Here is a 22,518-nt window from a genome sequence, read left to right on the forward strand (position 1 = left end):
AGCCCACTTAATTTGTGTTAGAATCCATTTCATAACAAGAAGTTTTAAGGTTTTTTATAGAGGTTGTGGATGTCCTTTATGGTCTCTTGGCAAAGTTTGCCTAATACCTCTAGATCTATATCTTTTAGTTTATTGACATAAATACATGATTTTCCCATTTTATACTTCCCTAAAGTCTGTAAAAGAATATTACTTTGAGGGGTATCGCTATAGACATATAAACTAAAGGCTGCTTTTCGAGGAGAAAAGCCTAGTATTGGCGCCTGTCCACTATGTCCGCTTTGGTAGGTATAACTATAACTACCAAAGCCAATAATACTTGGTCCCCACATTGTAGGGGTCAGTCCGCTTAGATTTTGGAAAAAATCAATAAGCTCAAAGGCTTCCTCTTTTTTTTGTTCTGTGGTACAAAAAGAGTTTATAAAGTCCTTTACCTGAACAGAGCTCGGCATTGTTTTATTTTTAGCCATAGACAAAACGCTTGCTTAATCAATACATTTAATACTCTAACTCACTACTACTTAATAAAACAAATCACAAAATAGTCCTTAGTTAAAGTATACTCTAAAGTACTAAATATACTTGCAGCTTTTTTTAAAAAGCTCCACTTTAACACTTGTGAATTTATGGGGCTTTTCCCTAGTGTTTTACTTAAAATCTTTTAATTGTTTAATAATTGCTATTTTTGAAGCTATGCCTTGAAAAACGGGGCTAAATACAAAAAAGAAAAAAATACAACTATGAAAAAAATGATTTTAGCTCTTTGTCTTGGAGCTTTTACTTTAGGAGTTCATGCACAAGAAAAAAAGCAGAACCCAGTTCCTTATACTTCGTCTATAAAAACAGGTGATCTTTTATATATTTCTGGCCAAGTTGGAATTAACCCTACTACTTCTACTCTAGCTAGTGAGAGCTTTGAGGTAGAAACAAAACAGGTAATGGAAAATCTTAAAAGTGAACTTGCAAAACACGGACTTACAATGGATGATATAGTAAGTACAATTATTTACTTAAAAGATATGGACCACTACCAAAGACTTAACCAAGTATATGGTAGCTTCTTTAGCGAAAGATTCCCTACTAGAACTTGTATTGCTGTAGCAAACTTACCTGCTAATGCATCGGTTGAAATATCAGCTGTTGCCGAGTTTAAAAACAAAAAATAACCTATACAGTACATTGTCTATTTTGACAGATAATACTCTAGAGGAAATACCTAAAAAGGTTCACCTATTATGGGTTGAGCCTTTTTGTCTTTTTATAACGTCTTGTTTTTTATTTTTCTATACATTTAAGCAGAGATTTATAGTCGATGAAATCAAATAAAAATACTAACGCATTATCCAACCCCCTTTAAAGTATACTAAATGGATTTCCCAAACACTATCACAGGTAATGATATAACCTTAGAAAAAATAAAAACAAACCAAGCTGGCTTTATTTTAGAACTGGTAAATACCCCTACTTGGCTGGAGTTTATAGGACAAAGGAATGTACACACTTTACAACAGTCGGTAGAGTACATCGAAAAGATAATTCAAAATCAAGACTTTGAGTATTATTGTATCCTAGATAAAGAGCAACAAACCTTAGGGGTGATTAGCTTTATAAAAAGAGATTATCTTCCTCTATGGGATTTAGGTTTTGCACTACTACCTACCAACGCTAAAAAAGGAATTGCCTTTTTAGCCTGTAATCTATTTATAGACTACCTGAAAGAAAATACTTCAATTAAAGAAATTTGTGCTATCACAGATCCTCAAAACCAAAGATCTATCTCTTTACTGCAAAGGCTTTGTTTTAACAGGATCAAATCCATTAGGATAGACCAAGATTCTTTGGAGTATTTTATTTTAGACCTATAGCTTATCTTACACCCCTTACAAATGGATACTCAAAAAACAGGCCTTAGTCTAGTGTTTTTTTAATCTTCTTCTCTGTTATAATAATCAATAAGATAGAATAGCCCACAAATAACCCCATAGATACCTCAGTGACAAACCTATTGCTATAATGATCTAAAAGGATGAATTGCATCCCATAAATAATAGGCAAGATATATATCCACCTCTTAAAAAAATACCGTTGAGAAAATGTCCATGATGCTTGACTTTTCATAGAGCTATTAGTTCTATAGCCTATCCATGTATTTATTTTTTTTACTTGATAGAAGTAAAACACAATAACAATACAAGATATTAAGGCATCAACTATAATTATTTCTTGATAGTTATTTATAAAAGAACTAAACACATTACACTGTATTTAAATAAATTACATCCAAAAGTAAAGATAAATAAAATCCTCTTTTTTAAAAATAAATTCTTTTACGAATACTTAATAAAAGACATATAAAGGTAAATTCAATTTCTATTGTTCCAATTGCTGTTTATTTATTGTTAATTTTGTCTTTGAGCACAAAATAGAAAATTTCAATCCAGCTATAACCTTTAAAACACACCACCACTTATGCAAAAATTTCTACAAAGAAAAGATATCCATATCTCAAGTAAACGCTATTTTATTGATGCTATGGGAGCTATGGCTTATGGATTATTTGCAACTTTACTAGTAGGGACAATTTTAAAGACTATAGGAGAAGAATTTCATATTCCTTTTTTAAATGAGGTCATCTGGCCTTTTGCCAATCAGGCAACAGGTCCTGTTATTGCTCTTGCAATTGCCTATAGTTTAAAAGCTCCTCAGCTTGTTTTATTTTCCTCTGCCGTTGTGGGAGTAGCCTCTTACCAATTAGGTGGTCCATTAGGAGTATTTATAGCCACCATTATAGCCGTAGAAATTGGTAAAGCCATATCTGGGGAAACAAGAATAGATATTGTAGTTACCCCTATTATCACTGTGGTTACAGGAGTGGTATTAGCTCAATTTATTGGACCTAGTGTTAATAGTCTTATGCAGTGGATAGGACAAGTTATTATTTTAGCAACCGACGCTAATCCACTTATAATGGGTGTAGTTCTCTCGGTAGTAGTAGGTATGGTTTTAACCCTTCCTATCTCCTCTGCAGCGCTTTGTTTGATGCTACAATTAGATGGTATAGCTGCTGGAGCCGCAACTATTGGTTGTTGCGCTCAAATGATTGGTTTTGCAACCATTAGTTATAAAGACAATGGTATAAAAGGAGTTTTAGCCCAAGGTCTTGGAACTAGTATGTTACAAGTTCCTAATATTTACAAGAACTGGAAAATATGGATACCACCTACTTTGACTGCTGCTATAATAGGCCCTATTGCTATTTTGTTTTTTAATATGCAAAATACTGCCTTAGAATCTGGTATGGGAAGCTGCGGACTGGTTGGCCAAATTGGTACCTTTAACGCTATGAAAGAGTCCTATTCTATGTCCTATATTGTAATGGCTATTCTAGGCCTTCAGTTTATCTTACCTATGGTAATTTCCTATCTTATTTACCTAGTTATGAAAAAAAGACATTGGATTAAAGATGGAGATATGACTCTGTTTTAACCTCTTTCTAAAAACATAAAATAGAGTTCGCATACTAGAAACCCAACAATATACCATATTACCTTAACTGCGCTAAAGCTATATTTTGCTCATAACTCTTGCTTGCATCTAAGCCAAAGAAAGAGAAAACCTCTTGTTTTATAGCCATATTATTGGGGTTGCGTAAATCGAATTCCCCTTGCCAGTTGTTCATATCATTCCAATAAGGATCATTGCTATTGGCATCTATTGCCTTTTGTAAATAATCTGTATCCAATCCAAAGCCCACCCAAATATTAGTGTAAGGATTATCCATTCCATTATCATCCACATTACAAAGGTACTTATCCAACTTATCTACAGTAGTTTGCTTAAAAATAAGTCCATATTGCAAATAAACGCAATCACTATCTTTAGAATTTATACTTCTCCCATAAGAAATAAGCATATCTAATTCTCCTGGTTCTAAGGGTAAGTTTCCTATAATGGGATTTTGACCATAGAAAAAAACATTGTCCAAAATACTTTGAGAAGGTAATGCCTGACAAGAAGCTAACTCTTTAAGATCAACCATTGGAGTATCACTTATCTTATGATACACTTTTACAATTAAAGCAGTACTCATAATATTGGTTAGTCCATAGTTCTTAGCCTTTTTAAACTCGGGATCTTTTTTCAAACGCGCTACATCAAGCAAGATTCTACCAAAGCCCCACTTTCTACGTTCTATTTTAAAGCTAAAAAAGTCTCCTTCTTTATATTTATAACGCTTACGAGTAGCCATTGAAAAAGCAGTAATCTGCTCTAATTCCTCTTTAGTTGTATCTTTTATCCAAGTATCTAACCACTTTTGCAAAAAAACAATATCCTTATCTTCAAAGGACTCACTATAAAAGGTAGTCTGAGTAGAATAGTTTGCTATACACAAATAAGAAGAGGAGAATTTGAAATAAACTCCTTTATCACTAAAAGAGTTCATAGCTGTGTAATTAAGCTTTTTAGGCTTCCCCTTGGCTGTCTTAGGTAGTAGGATTGACCTATTGTGGCTAGTATGCTCTTGAAGTTCTTTCTCAAAATAGTAATCCTTATCTACTTTAATTTGCTTAACAATAGTATCCTTATCAAAATATAAATAAGAGTCATTTAAAAAAACTAGCTCCCAAGAATCTTGCACTGGTTGTAATCCCAGGTATTTTCGCTGCTCATTATTTAGTAAAAAAGGTGTCTCCATGATAAGTAAAAGTATAATTAAGTCCCTTGAAGAATTCAAGAAAGAAGAAAGAACAATGCACTAATCTAATATAAAAATAACGAGTACATTAAAAAAACCTTATAATTATTGTGTCGCCTACAAAATAGATGGAGTCCATTATTTGGTTAAAATGGTATATTCTATTTCTTTGTCTTTTGTAAAACAATGGTATCAATTTTCTTTTGAATTAGATTTATTCTCTCCAGCCAATAAGCAATACCTTCTAGGTTAGTAACCCCTTGCTTTAGATAGTTTCTATTTACTGCCTGGAGTTTGCCACCATGGCGCTGACCGTCTTTTATTTTCTCTATTTTTGTGGTAGGTTCTACCCTAGAGCGCCAAAACTCTAACTCTTTAAAGTAGCCTTTTTGAATTTTTTTAAAATAAGCTAATAAAGCCTCTTTATCCTTGGGAATATATCCAGGCCCAGTACAGCCACAAGAAGAAAAAACAATTCCAACTTCATATAGATTTCTAAGGTGTTGCCAAGCCTTATCATCCTTTTGCTTAGGGGATTCAAAATCTTTACCAAGATTTGCCATCTCTGACTGACACTGAGGACATACTGCTATAGAATCTTGTTTATTTCCCTTTCGTATATCATAATACAAGCGTCTTTTAAAGGTCTTTTGACAAGTAAAACAAGCAAAGTGATCTTTATAGGGAATCATTGCATACTTACACATATTCTCTTTTTTAAGTGTTCAATAAATACCTCTTCTCTTTAAGTCCTTTTTACTTATTTCTATCCATGAGAAAGACAAAGGGTATTTCCTTTACAAAAGTAATCATCTGAAAAAGAAGTGTACCTCCCTATTTTCAGGGAAAATTACCTTTGTAGAAAAGATTTTATTTCCATTTTTGTTTTAGTAAAGTCTCTAATTTGTTTATCTCGTTGGTATAAATTGTTTTTTTACGCTTTCCAAAGTAAAGGGTATTTTCCAGTGGGGTACTTCCTTGCCAAACTACTTTGATATCTTTATTAAGAACTGCCTCTTTACATAAAAAATCTGGTACTATAGCAAACCCTTCCCCTTGACTAATGCAGCGAATAATGGATCTAATATTAGGTACAATATAATTAGGTCTAAAATCAGGGTGGGTTTTAAAGTGAGCAAGCCAAAAGTTTTTCAAATGCTCCATATCAGCAGCTGTACTATACCATAGCTTTTGTTTTAAAGCATGTTCTAACTCTTCCCACTTAGATTCTTTTATTAGCTTTTGAATTTCAGTGGTATCCGTATTACTTCCTGCCACTAGTATAAGGCGTTCTTTAGAAAAGGCTTCATAACTAATATTGGGTTGATTTCCTTTTTGTGGGGTGATAATCAAATCCAGTAGTCCGTTATCTAAATCTTGTTGCATTTGAGGGTACTCCCCAAATTTAATAATCAAATTAAATGGTAAACTCGCTACATGTTCCTCTAAGGTATATTCAAATGTTTCAAAACACATACCCACACTAATAGTGATACGCTCTTGCTTGGAGCGTTGATGAAAATGCTGTTCTGCGCTTTCGAGTCTTTGTAAAGGATCCAAAACAGTATTGTACAGAATTTTTCCCTTTTCTGTAGGTATCATCTTTCTGGCAGAGCGGTCAAATAATTTAAACCCAGTATATCCCTCCAAAGAGTTTAAATGTAAACTAACTCCTGGTTGTGAAATAAACAACTCCTTAGCAGCACTTGAGAGGCTACCTGTCTCATAAATAGCCTTAAAGGTTCTAATCCATTCTAAATTCCAGCGCATAATTGTTGATTTTATTAAAATCAAAAATAAAACTAATTATTAACCTTAACTACTATTATCTATTATTAAAATAATACAACCTTATTATTTAAGTTATTTTTAGAATACATAAATATCATAGAACTTTGCCCTATCATTCATTAAAATAATAAGCATGAAAAATATATTTATTGTAAACGCAGCTCAAAGTTTTGCACACTCAGGTGGTTATTTCAACAAAACACTTACTACTTGGACACAACAAACTTTAGAAGAATTAGGTTATACAGTTAGAATTACCAATACCGATGATCCCTTTGATCCAGCTGTAGAGGTAGAGAACTATAAATGGGCAGATACCATTATCTACCATACCCCTATTTGGTGGTTCCAAGTTCCAAACAAATTAAAAAAATTCATTGATGAAGTATTTACCTACGGACACAACAATGGTATGTATGCTAGTGATGGAAGAAGCAGAAAAAATCCAGAGATTAATTATGGAACAGGCGGATTAATGCAAGGAAAATACTATATGGTTACTACTTCATGGAATGCCCCAGAGACAGCTTTTACCCTACCTGGTGAATTCTTTGATCAGCATAGTGTAGACAAAGGAGTTCTATTTGGTTTCCATAAAATGAACCAGTTCTTATCTCTAGAGAAAATCGATGGTTACCACTTCCATGATTTAGAGAAAAACGGTAGTCTAGAAAGATTACAAGCCTATGAAATAGATTATAAAGAGCATTTAAAACAAAACTTTAAAAGCATCGTCTAAAACTCTGTTTTATTGAGGTGTTTTTAACCCACATAAATATACGATCTACTAAAAGTAAAATAAGAATTTCTATTGAAATTAGTAGACAAAAAGCAAAAGGCAATAGTTTAAAAACTACTGCCTTTTTTGTATAGTAAAATAATTCGTATCTATTTCTCTAGAAAACACACGAATCCTGTTTTGTTTTAAAAGAAAATAAAAGCCTATCTACTAAGAAAACTTTTCTTAAAAACCATCTGCAAAGGACTCCTCTTCTAAATCATCCTGCTCTTGCTCATCCATAAAATCTTCTTCCTCTACAAGACCGCGGATAAAGGTTTCAAAATCTTTAGCTAAAAATGTCTTTCTATAATCATCTTCTTGATCTACATGTACTACTTCTGGTTCTCCATCTTTACCACATTTCTCATAGTCTAACATAACCATATCATGTCCTGCAGAAGGGCAATCACAGATGTAAATTCCAGTGTCTGGATATCCCCACTCCTCTATCATAAACTGACTTCCTAGTTCACCGCATAAAGAATAGGTTTTGTCTTTTCCTATCCCCATAATCCCAGTAATTGCGCAGTGATCATCTGACCAAGATGTCGCTTGTGTTGTAGCAAAGCAATATTTCTTCACTAAGCCACCATTATGCATTTGCATTAATTCAATATAAGCGGCTGGTAATTTATAGCCAAGTTCTTTTTCAACAGATGCAATAATCTCCTGGGTAGGAAAGGGTTCTGTATACTCTTTTTTAGAGTAATCACAATCGTCCCAGAAATCTGTAAAATCAAAGTCGTGAAATATTTTGTGTTTCATATGAATTGGTATATTCTAAATTTTTCAAATGTAAAAGAGTGTTTAACCTGTAAAAAAATAATATCAAAAAATGGATATATACTTCAATCACATCCCTGATATAAGGAACAGTCAAAATCTTAATAAAAAGAGTAAGTCATGAAGTTTAAGCCACTTTTGCTCTATAAAATAGTGCAAATATTTTCAAAAAACTTTGTCTATGGTTGACATCCCAACCCCAATCGATAAATATCTAATTTATATAACCTATTAAAGAACGGGATCATAAAGTCTAGTTCTTAAAATATATACTAGGTAACACAAATTTATAGTTTATTAAGGCCACAATATCCTCTATTACATAGAGTATTTTTATTCTATATACTTTAACATTTCTTGAACTAACAGATGAACAGTAGTTCCAGAACATCTTTGAGAATGACTAGCATTTATTTTATTATATTCAACCTCTAACCTTTTAGCTCTATTAATAGCTAAATCGATTCTAGTTTGATTTTGGTACCTAGCATCCTTTGCTAAAAAGATTTCAAATATTTCGTCAGTAATAATTTTCCTTCCATTATCTCCATAGGTAAGATTGAATGGTTTTAAGGCATTATTAATCATATCAGCATAATTAACTCTATTGATAGCCCCCCCTTGATGATCATTTAGATGCAAAAGCAACCAATATTCGAAAGCTTGGTTGGAATACGCTACTCTAAAACCATAATGCTCAGCTAAAGATATTGCTTCCTCAAAAGCTTGATTAGAAAAATCATCTTTATCAAAAACGCACCAAACATCAGAATAATCAACTTTTGAAGATTGTTGAATACGATAAGCCTCGTTTACTAAGGAAAGAGTATTAAATCCCTTCCCTACAATTTCCACCGTAGCAGATGTCAACCTAAACTGTTCAAAATAAGAAGGTTCAGTAACTTCTCCTTCGCAAACAATTAAAAAAGTAGGTTTAATCTCTAGACTAGGAATCTCGTTTCTCTCAATTATATTGGATTCTTTTCTTTTTCTCCTTTTCTCTTCTTTTAAACGCTCTAGATGTTGCTGCCTTCCTATTTTATCTTCTTCTCTCTTATTTTTCATTTTCATGGCCAACAAAATTTAGATATTTAAAATAGTTTAAGAATGGAACTCCTCCATATTTTCCCCTAATATAATTCTCTTGAAAATCCTCATTTTTACTCACTTCCTTGGATTTAAAACTAGCTAACGAATATAATTTAGATTCACCATATCTATTTTTTTCCACAAACCAAACTTGATCGCGCCTTAATAAACCTGATTCTAATAAATTAGAATTATGAGTGTTGAAAATTAATTGCGCATTATTCTTATTATATTCTGTTGAATTAAACAAAGCCACTATTTTTTCAACTAGGTTAGGGTGTAGTTTTGCATCTAATTCATCAATAACAAAAATGTATCCATTTTCTAAAACATCTAAAATGGGTCCAGTTAATGCAAAAAACTTTTTCGTTCCTGAAGATTCATCATCGTCTAATGATAAATTAGTAGTACCAACAATCTCATTATGTACATTATACTTATTATGAATTGTATAAATATCTGATAAAAGAGTTGTATTTTCCTCTTTCATTTCAGTGATAATTTTTTCTCGAATTTCAATAGGTAAATCTTTCGGTAACTTAGAAATATCTAGCTTCTCTAAAACAATATCTTTTATTCCTAAATCGGCGGCTTTTAATAAGCTTAAAATCTTTTGTTTATAATTATTATCTCCAGTTTTATTTAACGTAAATCCTCTGAATCCTAATTCATTTAATCCACTTAGTATTCTAACATTTCTAAACCATGTAATAACGTCACTTGTAATTTCATCATTAAATTGTGCAGCAACAGAAATCAGTAAAGCATTGTTTCTAATTAATCCTTCTTTAACAAGAGTTCTTCCTTTAGAAAAAACTCTATTAGTATTAATATTTTCTTGATCCCTATAAAAAATTTCACTTTCCTTTTTTGAAGTACGTTTATATAACCACTCTGATATTACCTCTTCTTTTGTAACCTCAAAACCATATCTGTAAATCGTATCCTTATGTAAGAAAATAATTTCAAATTCGGATGGCTCAAATTCCGTTTCTATGTTTAAAAGGAATGGATCAACATCAATAGAATCACCTAATTGCGTATCCTTTGAACTTGAAATAACAAGTTTTTTCATGAATCCAATAGCTTCAAATAGTTTAGTTTTCCCACTTGCATTAGCTCCATATGTTGCTCCGCTTTTAAGGATTCTAATTCCGAACTTCTCATCTAGATAAACATTCTCTGATTCATTTACCTCTTTATCATAGTTTGAAGCAATCAAACTTAATGTAGCTTTTTCTTTAAATGATCTGTAGTTTTTTACTGAAAATTGTAAAAGCATATGTATATTAATTTTGGTTCTAAACAAAATTAAGTATTTATTTTGAAATAAAAGACATTATTAATATATATTTCAACAATTAATTACTCAAAACAAGGTTTATATTGTCATACTGCACAATATAAAATGCTTTTATGTAATTTATATTTCATTTTTTTGAAGTGTGTATTGCACTCTATAGTGTATAACTACCTAGAACATTTTTCAGAATTTCCATTTGGAGTACATTATTTTCTAAACCTATATGGAACCAAAACTCCTTTTCGTAGATTTAACAACCTTCTCTACTGATAATGAAGTGGAATAAATAAACTTTATTATATTTTAGCTAGTCGCACTAAATTATAATTCGAGGGGTAGTCGTACTATTGTAACTCCCTATAATACATTTTATCAAAAAAATTAATAATGGAACTTTGGCCTAACAATTAAAAGAAAGGATAAATAAAATACATTTATTTTCACTACTCAAAATAACAACGAGACATTCTCTGTTTAACTTAAAAAATACTGTTTGAGCTAGTGAACTAAAGAACAAAGTTTAGGAAAGTAGAATTTGCTTAGCAATGGTACCGTATTACAATGATTGTTTCGAAAAAACAAACAATTTAAAATAACTTATTGAGCACCTTATCTATAAAATCTACCAAAAGTAAAATTATATGTTAATAGTATTTCCTTCCTCCGACCTAATTTACAGAGTAATAAATCCTTGTGCTTTGCTATTCTTTATCAAAATCCAAGACCTTAATTATTTTATTTTTTTGCTGGTAAACAAGCCAATATAATATTTGCACCTGGTATTAAAAAATAATATTTATTAATGCCAGCATCATTTAATCTTCTAAATCCAAGGGCCAAATAAGGCAAAAAAACCATAACCCAAAAAGCATATTTAAGGTTATAATCTAAGTTATAGTGATTGGATAAAATGTTAAGTAAAAAAGAAACAAAGTAGATGAAAATGGTAAAAAACCAAAACTCATTAACCGTTGACTTTCCCTTAAAATCAAATAATTTCACAAATGGAGTAATTAAATAATACATACTAAATAATATTTTATCATTAAAACTTTTTTCTAATTAAGAACTCACTATCCAAGGCATATCCTGGTGAATTATGCACTTTACAACTAATATTACACTTAGCAATCTGCCTAATAGTTACAATAAAGAGAGCTTTAATGTACCCAATTTTTTATGTTCTCTAACAATAGACTTTGTTGATCTAAAAAAACATTGTGAGAGCAGTCCTCTAGGTACTTTACATTACTATCTGTAAGTAGCCTTCTAATTGTATTTATTTCACTTTGCACAATAATCCCAGCCTCTTGAACATAAATTCCATATAGCTTTATATTATTTGCTAAAATTGTTTTTACTACATTTTCTAAATATATAGATGTATAACTTTCATTTTTCCAAAAGCCTAAAGGGGACTTATAATCTAGTGACTAAGAAAATAGCATATAGTAAAACATATTATCTACACACTTTTTTATAAATATATTACTTTAAATACATCACTACTAATGAATTAATCTTTTATGTAAATAAGTATCCAACAAACTATCTAAAACCTTAAAAAAGAAACCTGTTTAAAAATTACCTGATTAGATACTGTATTTGTAGCTTTTACTTAATCATTGTTGATAAAGTCCCAAAAAAGTTACTGAAATTATGAGATAGAATAGCTAACAAAATACTGCGACTTTTTATAGTTATCCATCCCCAGATATATCCAGCAAAACCTGTTTGCACAAAATAAAATAGTTCAAAATCAATAGAATAATCTTCACCAAGAGTTAAGCCATGGGTAAATCCAAAAAGAATTGCAGTTAATAATACACTTGGATTCCCCAAGAGCTTTATTCTATCTTTTAATGAAGTGGCTAGAAGCCCAAGTAAAACTCCACGGAACATAATTTCTTCATCAATCCCGGGAAGCGAAATTTGAAAAGCTAATGTTTCTATATTAAAGTCTGATTTACCTAATATAAACCAAGCTATTGTGGATAATAAAACTATTGCTACTGAACCAAATAAAGCAGGTCTGAAGTTCTTCTTATTTTGCTTAAGGGTTAAAAAATCGTTTTCACGAAAATATTTTCTGAACAATAAATAAGCCAAAACTCCACAAATAATACCGTAAATTTTTCCATCCCAATTCCAGCTACTCTCTATAAAGTCAAAACTTGCATTGATCCTTGGAAGTACGAGGGCTACTTGGTAAACAACGAAAGTTATTGTAAAAATAAAAAGACGTTGAATATTAATCTTAGATCTTTCTCTTAGCAATATAAAAGCGAAAGGGAGCAAGATTATCACTTGTAAAATGGCTTCAAATAAGATTTTAGTCATAATGAATTTCGGTTCTAATTTGCTGGTATAACAAATATTATGTTTTTTTAAAGAAACAAAATACGATGAATTTTTCGTAAAATAATACCTATCTCCATATTTGATAAAAGTAAGGTATAAGAATTTTATTTTTTTGTTCTCTAAGCAATTAAAATGAGAATATTTGAGCAATAACAAAATTCACCATTTAAAAATAAAGCTGTATAGATATGAATTACCAAACAATTCGCTAAAAACAGTACACTAGGACTTGTAGATCAAAATAATTCCATGCATCTAGACATCCTTTTTAATACCATCTTTTATCCAAGACATAATTATTATGATACTTACCTATAATATAACTTATTTTTATAATAAAAGTTAATGATAGAACTTTGCCCTAACAATCATCAAAGTAGTTTACCATCACAACAAAAGAACAATTTCTTATAATACAAACGCAATTAAACACAGATTAATTATGAAATTATATCTAACGGCAGTCATTAAAGCAAAAACACAATTCCGCCAAGAAGTGCAAAGTATGCTTGCAAATATGGTACAAGAAACTAGAAAAGAAAAAGGGTGTATACAATATGACTTACATCAAGAGATAAATGATCCAAACACTTTTATATTTTATGAAATATGGGCAGATCAAAAAGCACTAGATAGCCATAATGAGCAATCCTATATAAAAGAATTTGTCGCACTTATAAACACTAAATTACAAGAACAACCAAATATATATTTAACACACAAAATATAATTGCAATGGAATACAGAAAATTAGCAAATACCGATTTAGAACTATCCGCAATCACTTATGGGGCTTTTGCCATTGGTGGAACTATGTGGGGAGGTAATGAGCAAAAAGACTCCATCGACTCAGTAAGAGCATCTATAGATCACGGAGTAACTACATTAGATACAGCTCCTTTCTATGGTTTTGGTTTAAGTGAACAAATGATTGGGCAAGCTATCAAAGGATATGACAGAAGTAAGATTCAATTACTAAGTAAATTCGGATTAGTGTGGGATGGTAGTAACCAGGGAAAAGGAGAATATTTCTTTGATGCGCAAGAAGCTGGGAAAACCTACCCAATCTATAAATACGCCTCTAAAGCAAATGTAATTAAAGAAGTAGAAGAAAGTTTAACAAGGTTACAAACCGATTATATTGACTTATTACAAATCCACTGGCCAGATAACACCACTCCAATTTCTGAGACAATGGAGGCTTTAGATATTCTAATTCAACAAGGAAAAATACGCGCTGCTGGAGTTAGCAACTACAGCTTAGATCAAGTCAAAGAAGCACGTGAGACTTTGAATATTACAAGTAATCAAGTAGCTTATAGTATGCTAAATAGGGAAATAGAACAAGATTTAGTACCTTATGCATTAGAAAATGATTTAGGTATTATTGTCTATAGTCCTATGGAAAGAGGCTTACTAACTGGAAAATATTTTAATGAAAGTAAACTAAAAGATAATGATCACAGAAATGGGTACTTTCAACAATTTGATCTAGCCAAGGTAGAAGCATTTTTAAAGGCAATCCAACCTATTGCAAATGAAAAAGACGCTACTCTTGCTCAATTAGTATTAAGATGGACAAGCCTTCAACCTGCTATTTCTGTTGTCTTAGCAGGTGCTCGTAATGCAAAGCAAGCAATAGCTAATGCCAAGGCCATGGACCTTGTATTGTCTGAGGATGAAATCCAATTTATCCATACAGAATTAAACAGGATTAAGTAAGAAAACAATAAAATAGAACAGACTACCTCAACTGTTATATCAATGAGGTAGTCTGTTTTTATATTATTATAAACCTGAGAGAACTACAGTCGAGTTGAAAAGGAATTATATACTATATGTATTTACTAACTAAACAAAAAAGGCTGTCTCAAATGAGATAGCCCCTTATGTAGAATTTAATCAAATACAATTATTTGCCTGATAGCTTCTCCACTTGCCAATCTTTCAAAGCCTTCATTGATATCTTCTAATTTAAGTCGATGAGTGATTAATTTATCCACTGGTAGACTTCCATTTTTATATAATTCCAAAAAGTTTGGAATATCAATTTTAGGTACGCAGCTACCTAAATAACATCCTTTCAACGTTTTTTCTTGGCCTACTAAAGTAAGTGGATTTAAACTTAATCTTGCCTTTGGATTGGGAAGTGCACCAGTTACAGTAACACCTCCTTTTTTTGTTGCATTAAAGGCGAAATCTAATGCAGGCATTGCCCCAGCGAATTCAATGGATTTATCCACTCCCTCAGATGGTTTTACCTGATCCTTTAAATCTTCTAAAGCATCTTCACTGCCAGAGTTCAAAGTATGAGTTGCCCCAAAATCTTTAGCCATAGCTAGTTTAGAATCGCTTATATCTGCGGCAATAATCTTAGAAGCCCCCGAGGCCTTGGCTCCTAGAATAGCAGATAACCCTACCCCTCCTAAACCTACAACAAGTAAAGATTCTCCTGCTTGTAGTTTAGCAGTATGTACTACAGCACCAACACCAGTCATAACGGCGCAACCAAATAAAGCAGCTATCTCAAAGCTATATGCCTTATCTATTTTGACTAGAGAATAAATAGAGGCAACACTATACTGTGCAAAACCTGAAACCCCTAAGTGATGATAATATTTCTCTCCTTTGTCGTTTACTATTTTTCGTGTACCATTTAATAATACGCCTTCGTTATTGGCTTTTGCACCTTCAGAGCAAAGTGCAGCTCTACCTGAGACGCAATATTCACAATGTCCACAAGAGGGTAAAAAAGCAAAAACCACATGATCGCCCACTTCAAATCCTTTTACATCCTGTCCAAGCTTTACAATGATACCTGAGGCTTCATGTCCTAGAACCATAGGGGTTTGTCTTGGACGATTACCATCAATTACAGACAAATCCGAATGACATAATCCAGCTGCTTTTATTTGAACTATAACTTCTTCCTTTCCGGGCTCTCTGAGAGTTACCTCTTCTATCTTTAAAGGTTTAGAAGTTGTATATGGCCTTTGGTGACCACCTATTTGATGAAGTACTGCTGCTTTAGTTTTCATAACAAATACGATTTAATTATAAAATTCATTAGGTCCCTTTTTAAACTCTTTCCATTTTTCAGGGTCATGTCCCGTAACAACAAGAGAGTTATGTTTATCGGCAAGCTCACGCAACTTTTTAACCGAGCGAACTGCATCTACTGTGGAGGCTAAGAAACCTGGCAAAGCTTTTTCATCCCAATGATCGGTTGTATAAGCAGCATCTACTGCCAAAATTATACTACCAGTATTGGGTAAATTAATTAAAAAGCTGCAATGCCCAGGTGAATGTCCAGGAGTTGGGATCATTTGAATTACTCCATCCCCATATACATCAAAACTGTCATTATAATTCAGTTCTAAAAATTGCCATTTTAATCCTGGCTTGTCAAAATCCTTTCTAATATATCCACCATCCGCAAACCAATCTGGAGTAAAAGCATATTCATATTCTTTTCTCTGTACAATATGAGTTGCATTTGGGAAATGTCCTATGGCTCCTGTATGGTCTAGATGTAAATGAGATTGTAAAACATATCTTATACTTGAGGGCTCTACTCCTAGGCTTTTAATTACGTTCAAACAACCTTCTGATTCTTGCATCACTGGCCAGTATACTTCTGTAATACCTCCCCAGTGAGCTACAGGATCCTTGGCACAAAGCACAGAGTTTCCTCCATCTATAATAATATTTCCTTTTGGATGAATTAGTAAATACCAAGGCACAGGTATTTCATAAGGGTCCAAAGAAGCATTCATTTTAATGTTGTTTTCCTTACATTTTAAAACTCCTGTTTGGAACATAAAAAGCTTAATTTGATTCTCCATAATTACTTGATTTTTGGTTAGTTGCTGTAATTTATGGATTTTTTTCCATAGAATAGGGAACTTGTTTTTTTTTAACAACTAATACAAAAAGTAAAAATTACTATAAAATCATTTGAATAATGTAAGATAACTTTGTCTAAGTTTTGGGATGTAGTCTAGATTAGTGGCACACATTCATCGGAATGTCCAATATCTTTCTTATTGATTAACCAAATTATTTGCATAAAGAAAGGTTTAGAGGTTAACCCAAACTGATCCCGAATCTTCAATAGAATAATAGGATATCCCTAAAAAGGGGCTATCTCATAAAGGTTACCTAGCTGTCATTCAGGAGTAAATTATTAGGTATAATTTATATTTCAGATTAAATAATTAAATTATACTAAGTAAAGCACGATATTTATTAAGTAAAAAAGGGGCTGTCTTCAATTGTGAGACAACCCCTTTCTTAATAACTTTTTAAAAGTTATTATTTATAATTTCACGGAGAAAGAGGGATACCCTCTTTCTCCGTGAAATTATAAATAGGGATGTTCACTTTTTTCAATTGTAGTGAGCAGCTTATTACGAAAGTTTTAAACTATGATTGAAATCGTTTGATTCTTTAACAAAGATAAATAATCTATTCCAATTCCTAATTATATAGACCAAACACATTGTAAAAAACTTTATGATATTCTAATAATTTCTGCATCAAAGTCAGTCATTAAATATACTCTATCAAACTCAGATAACATTTCATAGTTTTCATTTTCCTTTAATTCATATGATGCCGATGAAAGTGAACCAATGAAAAGCACTAACCAATACTCAAAAATTTCTGTTTCTCCTTCTTTATAAATTTTAAGTCTTGTTTCTTTTTTTCGAATTGCATCTTCTAAACATTCTTTAGGCAAGTATCCAGATTGCCATTCTTTTTCTTTATAAGTAAAGTTAATCTGTGAATGGATTGTTGTTTTAATATTTTCAATAAATACTGGTTTTTCTACTTCAATTGAATTTTTTACGCAGTTAACATATTTAGCAATTTCGATTGCTATTGTTTTTTTCTCACTCTGTTTATATTCAAGATTATCACTAACGATTGAAATAGTTGCGTGAAATTTATCTTCAGGAAACATTTGTTTATAAACTTTTTCTGAATATTCTATTATAGATTTAGTACGATTATAATTATCTGCATTTTTACTAAATATTCTTGTGTGTTCTAATCCTATAAGTTTTGAGTCATATTCAATTATAAAGTCTGGTCTTGGAGGTTTTGGTTTATCTACAATATTTATTTCGCAATCTATTTTATATACAAATTTTCCTATTTGACAAACTTCTATAATTTCCTTTTCTTGCAAATTGTATTGCTCTATAATTGGATTAATTATTCTGCCTAAAACTTCACTTTCTTTTTTTGAACTATCAATCAAGTCTTTTAAAGCTTGTATGTTTATCTGCATTTTTATAAAGTTTATAACTAACGGGCAGAGTATCGGAAATAGGAGATAGTGATGACGAGTTAGCCCATTCTTATACTTTATTAAATAACAGCTTTTTTATTTTCTAAATTTATGAATAAGAAAATATCTAAGATTGCTGCTACAAAAAGTAGAATCTTCTAATTTCTCCCTTAATCCGACATTCACAAAACCGATGTTGTGTGTGCGTTCTTTTCAATTTATTTGGTTGTCATTACTTTTTGTAAACTTTCTATTTTTGTTTGAAGCTCGTCAAACGTGATTATCTCAACATCTCTACTGTTGCTACGAAAAAGTTCAAAAGAATATTTTTGATTTTCGTCTAAATCTTTTGTAGAACCAATAAGTACTACACATTTAGAATTAAAAGTCTCAAAATTCCCCTTTCCTTTGCTTTTACCTTTTGTTGCATAAAATTCCTTTTGAAAATTGTCGCGTTGATTTAAAACTTGAACAATGCAACCAGATAAGTCTTTTGTAGTACTGAAGACATCGTCGCCACGATATGCCGTTTTATCTAATAATTTAGTTTTATGTGTTTTTAGTTCTAAAAAAGAAACGTTATCACTTAAACTATTTTTTATTAAAAAGTCGTTGAATTTGCCATTATGGTTATCAATAGTTTTTCCTCCGACATATGCTTCTCTTTGGAATAGAATAACAGGTTGTGCAAATATTGATGAGAAAATCCAACTATTGTCTTTTAAAAACACTTGCCACTGCCTTTCTAAACTTTCACCATCAGTTCTTAATGCCATCAATTCCTTAAACTTTTTTAAGGTCGCTTGAATATATTTTGTATCAACTAATTCTTTTGTTTTTGCTAACGCTTCACTTGTTAGAAAATCTGTTCCAATTGAGAGCTTATCAAATAAATCTTTAATGGCGTTTTTATCAGCATCTGAAAATTCATCTATACTGTTCCCCCAAGAAGCTAATGAGTTTGCTAAAGCGTCTGATATGTAGTTTTTTGTTGGTTGCGAAATTGTTGATGGAAAAATTTTATGAAGATTTACTTGTAATACAAAATCAACTTCCGCTCTATTTTTTTTAAATATACTTTTAAACGAGTTTTGTAATAAATCTAAACTCGTTTCATTTAAATATAGTTTTTTGTTTTTTAAGTCCATTTGGACTTTTCCACCTTTTTCAATTATTACTTCATCGAAATCATAATTATCGTCAATATATTCAGTAAATGGATATAATGGTTTTGTAAATCCCCATCCATAATTTTCTGATTTGAAAACGCCAACAGGAAGTTTTCCTTTGAACCCGTTATAAATGATTTTTTTAATTGTTCTATACTTATTGCCACCATCAAAACCTCTTGGATAATGAATTACTTGGTCTTTATTTAAAAATATTTCTCTCGAAATTTGATTAATTCCTTTTTCAGTGTCAATGTAATCATAAACCTTTTTTGTCGCTAACGTCTTAACTAGCTTTTCTCCTTTAAAGTCTACCATAGTTTATTTGTTACTGTATTTATTTTCCTAGGCTTTGCGAAGTGGTGCGAATTGAAGTAAAAGTTTCAATTCAGAACAGCATAGAGCAAAAACTAATTAATTGATTAAATTTAAGAAAAAAAGTCAATATAATTGGTTTTTGCGGAATAGAAAGCAGAAACTTTAAATTTTAACCTTAATTCAACATTGCGTCAAATCCCTGTTACAAACTGCCCTTTTACGCCTGATTATTATCATTGCGTCTTGTTAATAAATTTGGAATTACCAAACTTAATATAGTTCCGAATATTGCTATTAAAACTCCTAACATCCAAGCATTTTGAACTTCCATTTGTTTATGCAAGGCGTCAAGTTTAGATTGTGTCAACTCTTTGGTATGATCATATGTTTTTTTTAGCACTTCAATTTCTTGTCGGATTTGCAAAAGTGATAAAGCTTTTTCTGGATTATCTGATATACCATCTTCAATCGTCTTAACTCTTTTTTCAAGTTGAGAAACATTTGAGTTAAAATAGATTGTGTCAGTTTTATTCTTAGTTTTTTCGATTGCAATTACTTGTTTTTCGAGTAAGCCTAGTTTTTGAATTAGTTTTTGGTGTTTAGCTTCCAAGCTGTCACAACAAATTACTAGTTGATTTGATGGATTGTCAAATACTTTTTGCTGAAATAAAATTGCAATTAATGACGTCGAAACACCAAGTATTAAGCTTACAATAGTAAAATACGCACTTTGTCTTGACCTTCTTTTTTTATCTTCAAGTTCCTTGGTTTTCTTTTGTAGTAATTCTCTTTGTTTATGTTTTTCTTCTGTAATTCTTAGGGCAGAAAGTGTTTCAAAATTTGGGAAGTCCTCTTTTGTGATTGGTTGAAAGTAATTGTCTTTTGTAAGCTCAAAGATTTGAAAGTCGTACTTTTCTATGGGAACAATTAGATATGCTGGTATATTTTTAGTCCCTAAATAACCAAAAAAATTATAGAACTGTCCAACTGTACTTTCTTCAATTCGCCTGTCAAACCGGTTTTTGAACTCAATCAATCCTATATATTCTTTATTAATAGTATCTAGAATAATTAGGTCTGGGCGGAACATCGTTCTTTCGCTTTCCGAACGGATAGCAAATTGAGACAATAAATTGTCCATTGTGTAACCACGCTCAAGAAGAAATTTAATAAATATATTTTCAAGTTCTCTTTCTAACATAATGTCGTCATTTTAGGGTTGCTTGTAACGTTTCGGGTATTTCCAAAGGCTAGGTTTTTTAGTATAAAAGTTCAATCGAAGTATGAAAGTAGAGCCTTGCTAAAATGTCCAATCGAAGCTGTTTAGCCCCGTTTTGGAGAATACCATGTTGTACGTAATATTTTATAATTTTTTTATTCTATATTGCTCAATTTGTATAGAAAACTGATAGGTGGATTTTCACCTTAAATCCGCGCCATTAGGAGGAATAGAAAGCCGAAACTTTAAATTTTTAGCCTTACCCTGTTATTGTGCCAAACCGTAGCGCCTGTTGCACAACTCAAAAATAGATAAAAATTGGTATCTTGTTGCATGCAAGGATGAAAAGATTCTACTCCACAATTATTTTACGAACTAAACTTGGACAGATTAGTTCCATCAGATAACTTTTATCGTCGTGTAAATCAAGCATTAAATTTGCATTTTATATACAAATCAACACAAAAATATTACGGAACTCAAGATCAATAAAGTATTGATCCAGTGGTGTTTTTTAAAATTTAATTAGTTGGTTATTTAAACAATATTAATAGCGATAGAGCCTTGATTCGTTATTAATATTGTTTAGATGTTCGTTTGTTTTTGGGGTACGATTTAAATGAAGAGTTACCGTGGGATTCGACTATCAGCCGAACACGTGCACTTTTTGGTGAAGAAGTTTTCTTCCAGCTTTTTCAGTTGGTTTTAAAACTGTGTATAAATAATGTCATGGTTTCAGGCAAACGCCAAGCGGTAGATTCAGCTTTTATCAAAGCCAATGCAAGCATGGGTTCTTTAGTTGAAAAGAAGTTTTAAAAGATGCTTCAGCTTTTGTGAATGAGTTGGTGGACATTCCGGCAAAAGTGCGTCAGAGTTTCTAGTAGTTCAGTTTGGAGTGGAATATCCAGATAGCTCTTCTCTACTCAAAGTTTCTTATTTAGCTTAGTTTTCTTGAGTTTATATTGTACAAATGGATTAGAAGCAATTATCCCTTTTATGACTTAAAGAAGTCTCTTTGCGAATACCATCTACTGTAATTCTAAGGTAAACACCTCTGAAATTACTTTTCTCTTTACTTGGTTTGAGAAAGAAATTAATTGACAACTGTTTTCCTAACATAATTCAACTGTTCTAAATATTAATAAATGTCGAATTAAAACACCCAAAATCACAGTCTAAAACTCTCTGGCACCCTTTGGCTTCTGGGTTTGCTAATTTGAAAGGTGCACATCGCTTACCTATTTTTTTGTGCACCGAATCCCGAATCTTTTTACGTGCACTTTTGAACAGAATGCGATACACCTAAAAAAGAAAAAACCTATAACTCGTTGTGAATCATAGGTTTTGTGCTTTTTTGATGACTTTTAAAAAAGTTATCTTTTATAAATCAGCGGAGAAAGAGGGATTCGAACCCCCGGACCTGTTACAGTCAATAGTTTTCAAGACTACCGCAATCGACCACTCTGCCATTTCTCCAAGGCTTTACCTTTGGTATTGCGAGTGCAAAAATACAATTATTACTTATACTTCCAAACCATTTTCAACCTTTTTTTATTGCTTTAAAAAGCACCGAATTTACCTATCTACAAATCAATACTTTATACTATAAATGAAATATAATCTTTTTACACTCCCCTATCTCAAACTACTTTTTAACTAAAAAGAATTTTTTCAGACATAAAAACAAAAGAGGTAGAAGTTTTCGAATTTGA

At 31.6% G+C, this 22,518-nt stretch carries 21 protein-coding genes, 1 tRNA gene and 1 pseudogene; 7 read left to right on the top strand and 16 right to left on the bottom strand.

Features of this window, described 5'->3' with window-relative positions; genetic code table 11:
- Window positions 1-44 precede the first annotated feature (44 nt).
- Complete coding sequence (locus tag ACYSNX_RS04055; RefSeq protein WP_461753411.1) at window positions 45-470, bottom strand: DUF1801 domain-containing protein; 426 nt, start codon at window positions 468-470, stop codon at window positions 45-47.
- A 270-nt stretch (window positions 471-740) separates the two neighbouring features.
- On the opposite strand from ACYSNX_RS04055, the gene ACYSNX_RS04060 reads away from it, so the two are divergent.
- Both ACYSNX_RS04060 and ACYSNX_RS04065 read left to right on the top strand, forming a co-directional pair.
- Complete coding sequence (locus ACYSNX_RS04060; RefSeq protein ID WP_461753412.1) at window positions 741-1,166, top strand: RidA family protein; 426 nt, start codon at window positions 741-743, stop codon at window positions 1,164-1,166.
- A gap of 201 nt (window positions 1,167-1,367) precedes the next feature.
- On the top strand, window positions 1,368-1,865 hold the full coding sequence (locus tag ACYSNX_RS04065; RefSeq protein ID WP_461753413.1) for a GNAT family N-acetyltransferase: 498 nt from the start codon (window positions 1,368-1,370) through the stop codon (window positions 1,863-1,865).
- Between the two features lie 43 nt (window positions 1,866-1,908).
- Here the strand turns inward: ACYSNX_RS04065 and ACYSNX_RS04070 are convergent, their stop codons facing one another.
- On the bottom strand, window positions 1,909-2,253 hold the full coding sequence (locus ACYSNX_RS04070; RefSeq protein WP_461753414.1) for an SdpI family protein: 345 nt from the start codon (window positions 2,251-2,253) through the stop codon (window positions 1,909-1,911).
- A 216-nt stretch (window positions 2,254-2,469) separates the two neighbouring features.
- Between ACYSNX_RS04070 and ACYSNX_RS04075 the strand changes: the two genes are divergently transcribed.
- On the top strand, window positions 2,470-3,486 hold the full coding sequence (locus ACYSNX_RS04075; protein WP_461753415.1) for a PTS transporter subunit IIC: 1,017 nt from the start codon (window positions 2,470-2,472) through the stop codon (window positions 3,484-3,486).
- 58 nt (window positions 3,487-3,544) lie between these two features.
- On the opposite strand, the gene ACYSNX_RS04080 is transcribed toward ACYSNX_RS04075, so the two are convergent.
- The 3 genes from ACYSNX_RS04080 to ACYSNX_RS04090 form a co-directional block, all read right to left on the bottom strand.
- Complete coding sequence (locus ACYSNX_RS04080; RefSeq protein ID WP_461753416.1) at window positions 3,545-4,696, bottom strand: immunity 26/phosphotriesterase HocA family protein; 1,152 nt, start codon at window positions 4,694-4,696, stop codon at window positions 3,545-3,547.
- A gap of 161 nt (window positions 4,697-4,857) precedes the next feature.
- Window positions 4,858-5,403 carry a hypothetical protein gene (locus ACYSNX_RS04085; RefSeq protein WP_461753417.1) on the bottom strand — a complete coding sequence of 182 codons (546 nt, stop codon included), beginning with the start codon at window positions 5,401-5,403 and terminating at the stop codon, window positions 4,858-4,860.
- Between the two features lie 163 nt (window positions 5,404-5,566).
- Window positions 5,567-6,466, bottom strand: coding sequence for a LysR family transcriptional regulator (locus ACYSNX_RS04090; protein ID WP_461753418.1), 900 nt, complete (start codon window positions 6,464-6,466; stop codon window positions 5,567-5,569).
- A gap of 154 nt (window positions 6,467-6,620) precedes the next feature.
- Here ACYSNX_RS04090 and ACYSNX_RS04095 point away from each other — a divergent pair, with 154 nt between their 5' ends.
- Window positions 6,621-7,226 carry an NAD(P)H-dependent oxidoreductase gene (locus tag ACYSNX_RS04095; RefSeq protein WP_461753419.1) on the top strand — a complete coding sequence of 202 codons (606 nt, stop codon included), beginning with the start codon at window positions 6,621-6,623 and terminating at the stop codon, window positions 7,224-7,226.
- 225 nt (window positions 7,227-7,451) lie between these two features.
- On the opposite strand, the gene ACYSNX_RS04100 is transcribed toward ACYSNX_RS04095, so the two are convergent.
- The 5 genes from ACYSNX_RS04100 to ACYSNX_RS04120 form a co-directional block, all read right to left on the bottom strand.
- On the bottom strand, window positions 7,452-8,033 hold the full coding sequence (locus tag ACYSNX_RS04100; RefSeq protein WP_461753420.1) for an SMI1/KNR4 family protein: 582 nt from the start codon (window positions 8,031-8,033) through the stop codon (window positions 7,452-7,454).
- A gap of 351 nt (window positions 8,034-8,384) precedes the next feature.
- The gene (locus ACYSNX_RS04105) at window positions 8,385-9,122 is read right to left on the bottom strand and encodes an RloB family protein (protein ID WP_461753421.1); all 738 of its coding nucleotides are present in this window, start codon (window positions 9,120-9,122) and stop codon (window positions 8,385-8,387) included.
- Window positions 9,106-10,422 carry an AAA family ATPase gene (locus ACYSNX_RS04110; RefSeq protein WP_461753422.1) on the bottom strand — a complete coding sequence of 439 codons (1,317 nt, stop codon included), beginning with the start codon at window positions 10,420-10,422 and terminating at the stop codon, window positions 9,106-9,108. The genes ACYSNX_RS04105 and ACYSNX_RS04110 overlap by 17 nt, the downstream gene beginning before the upstream one ends.
- A 756-nt stretch (window positions 10,423-11,178) precedes the next feature.
- Window positions 11,179-11,469, bottom strand: a complete 291-nt coding sequence (locus tag ACYSNX_RS04115; RefSeq protein ID WP_461753423.1) for a DUF805 domain-containing protein — start codon at window positions 11,467-11,469, stop codon at window positions 11,179-11,181.
- A 588-nt stretch (window positions 11,470-12,057) separates the two neighbouring features.
- The gene (locus ACYSNX_RS04120; RefSeq protein ID WP_461753424.1) at window positions 12,058-12,783 is read right to left on the bottom strand and encodes a lysostaphin resistance A-like protein; all 726 of its coding nucleotides are present in this window, start codon (window positions 12,781-12,783) and stop codon (window positions 12,058-12,060) included.
- A gap of 463 nt (window positions 12,784-13,246) precedes the next feature.
- Between ACYSNX_RS04120 and ACYSNX_RS04125 the strand changes: the two genes are divergently transcribed.
- Window positions 13,247-13,534, top strand: coding sequence for a putative quinol monooxygenase (locus tag ACYSNX_RS04125; protein WP_461753425.1), 288 nt, complete (start codon window positions 13,247-13,249; stop codon window positions 13,532-13,534).
- 5 nt (window positions 13,535-13,539) lie between these two features.
- Window positions 13,540-14,526, top strand: a complete 987-nt coding sequence (locus ACYSNX_RS04130; RefSeq protein WP_461753426.1) for an aldo/keto reductase — start codon at window positions 13,540-13,542, stop codon at window positions 14,524-14,526.
- A gap of 176 nt (window positions 14,527-14,702) precedes the next feature.
- Here the strand turns inward: ACYSNX_RS04130 and ACYSNX_RS04135 are convergent, their stop codons facing one another.
- The 5 genes from ACYSNX_RS04135 to ACYSNX_RS04155 form a co-directional block, all read right to left on the bottom strand.
- A complete protein-coding gene (locus ACYSNX_RS04135; RefSeq protein ID WP_461753427.1) occupies window positions 14,703-15,842 on the bottom strand; it encodes a zinc-dependent alcohol dehydrogenase family protein in 1,140 nt (379 codons plus the stop codon).
- Between the two features lie 12 nt (window positions 15,843-15,854).
- Window positions 15,855-16,649: an AttM family quorum-quenching N-acyl homoserine lactonase gene (attM, locus tag ACYSNX_RS04140; RefSeq protein WP_461753428.1), complete on the bottom strand. Its 795-nt coding sequence runs from the start codon at window positions 16,647-16,649 to the stop codon at window positions 15,855-15,857.
- 668 nt (window positions 16,650-17,317) lie between these two features.
- On the bottom strand, window positions 17,318-18,100 hold the full coding sequence (locus ACYSNX_RS04145) for a hypothetical protein (protein WP_461753429.1): 783 nt from the start codon (window positions 18,098-18,100) through the stop codon (window positions 17,318-17,320).
- 218 nt (window positions 18,101-18,318) lie between these two features.
- The gene (locus ACYSNX_RS04150) at window positions 18,319-19,587 is read right to left on the bottom strand and encodes a Shedu immune nuclease family protein (RefSeq protein ID WP_461753430.1); all 1,269 of its coding nucleotides are present in this window, start codon (window positions 19,585-19,587) and stop codon (window positions 18,319-18,321) included.
- Window positions 19,588-19,804: 217 nt separating this feature from the next.
- A complete protein-coding gene (locus tag ACYSNX_RS04155; RefSeq protein WP_461753431.1) occupies window positions 19,805-20,788 on the bottom strand; it encodes a hypothetical protein in 984 nt (327 codons plus the stop codon).
- 399 nt (window positions 20,789-21,187) lie between these two features.
- On the opposite strand from ACYSNX_RS04155, the pseudogene ACYSNX_RS04160 reads away from it, so the two are divergent.
- Window positions 21,188-21,651 (top strand): annotated as a pseudogene (locus ACYSNX_RS04160) (transposase); the annotation flags it as partial.
- Between the two features lie 546 nt (window positions 21,652-22,197).
- Here ACYSNX_RS04160 and ACYSNX_RS04165 read toward each other — a convergent pair.
- Window positions 22,198-22,282: transfer RNA gene (locus ACYSNX_RS04165), tRNA-Ser, on the bottom strand.
- Window positions 22,283-22,518 lie beyond the last annotated feature (236 nt).

The sequence above is a fragment of the Myroides sp. LJL115 genome, from assembly GCF_054871665.1.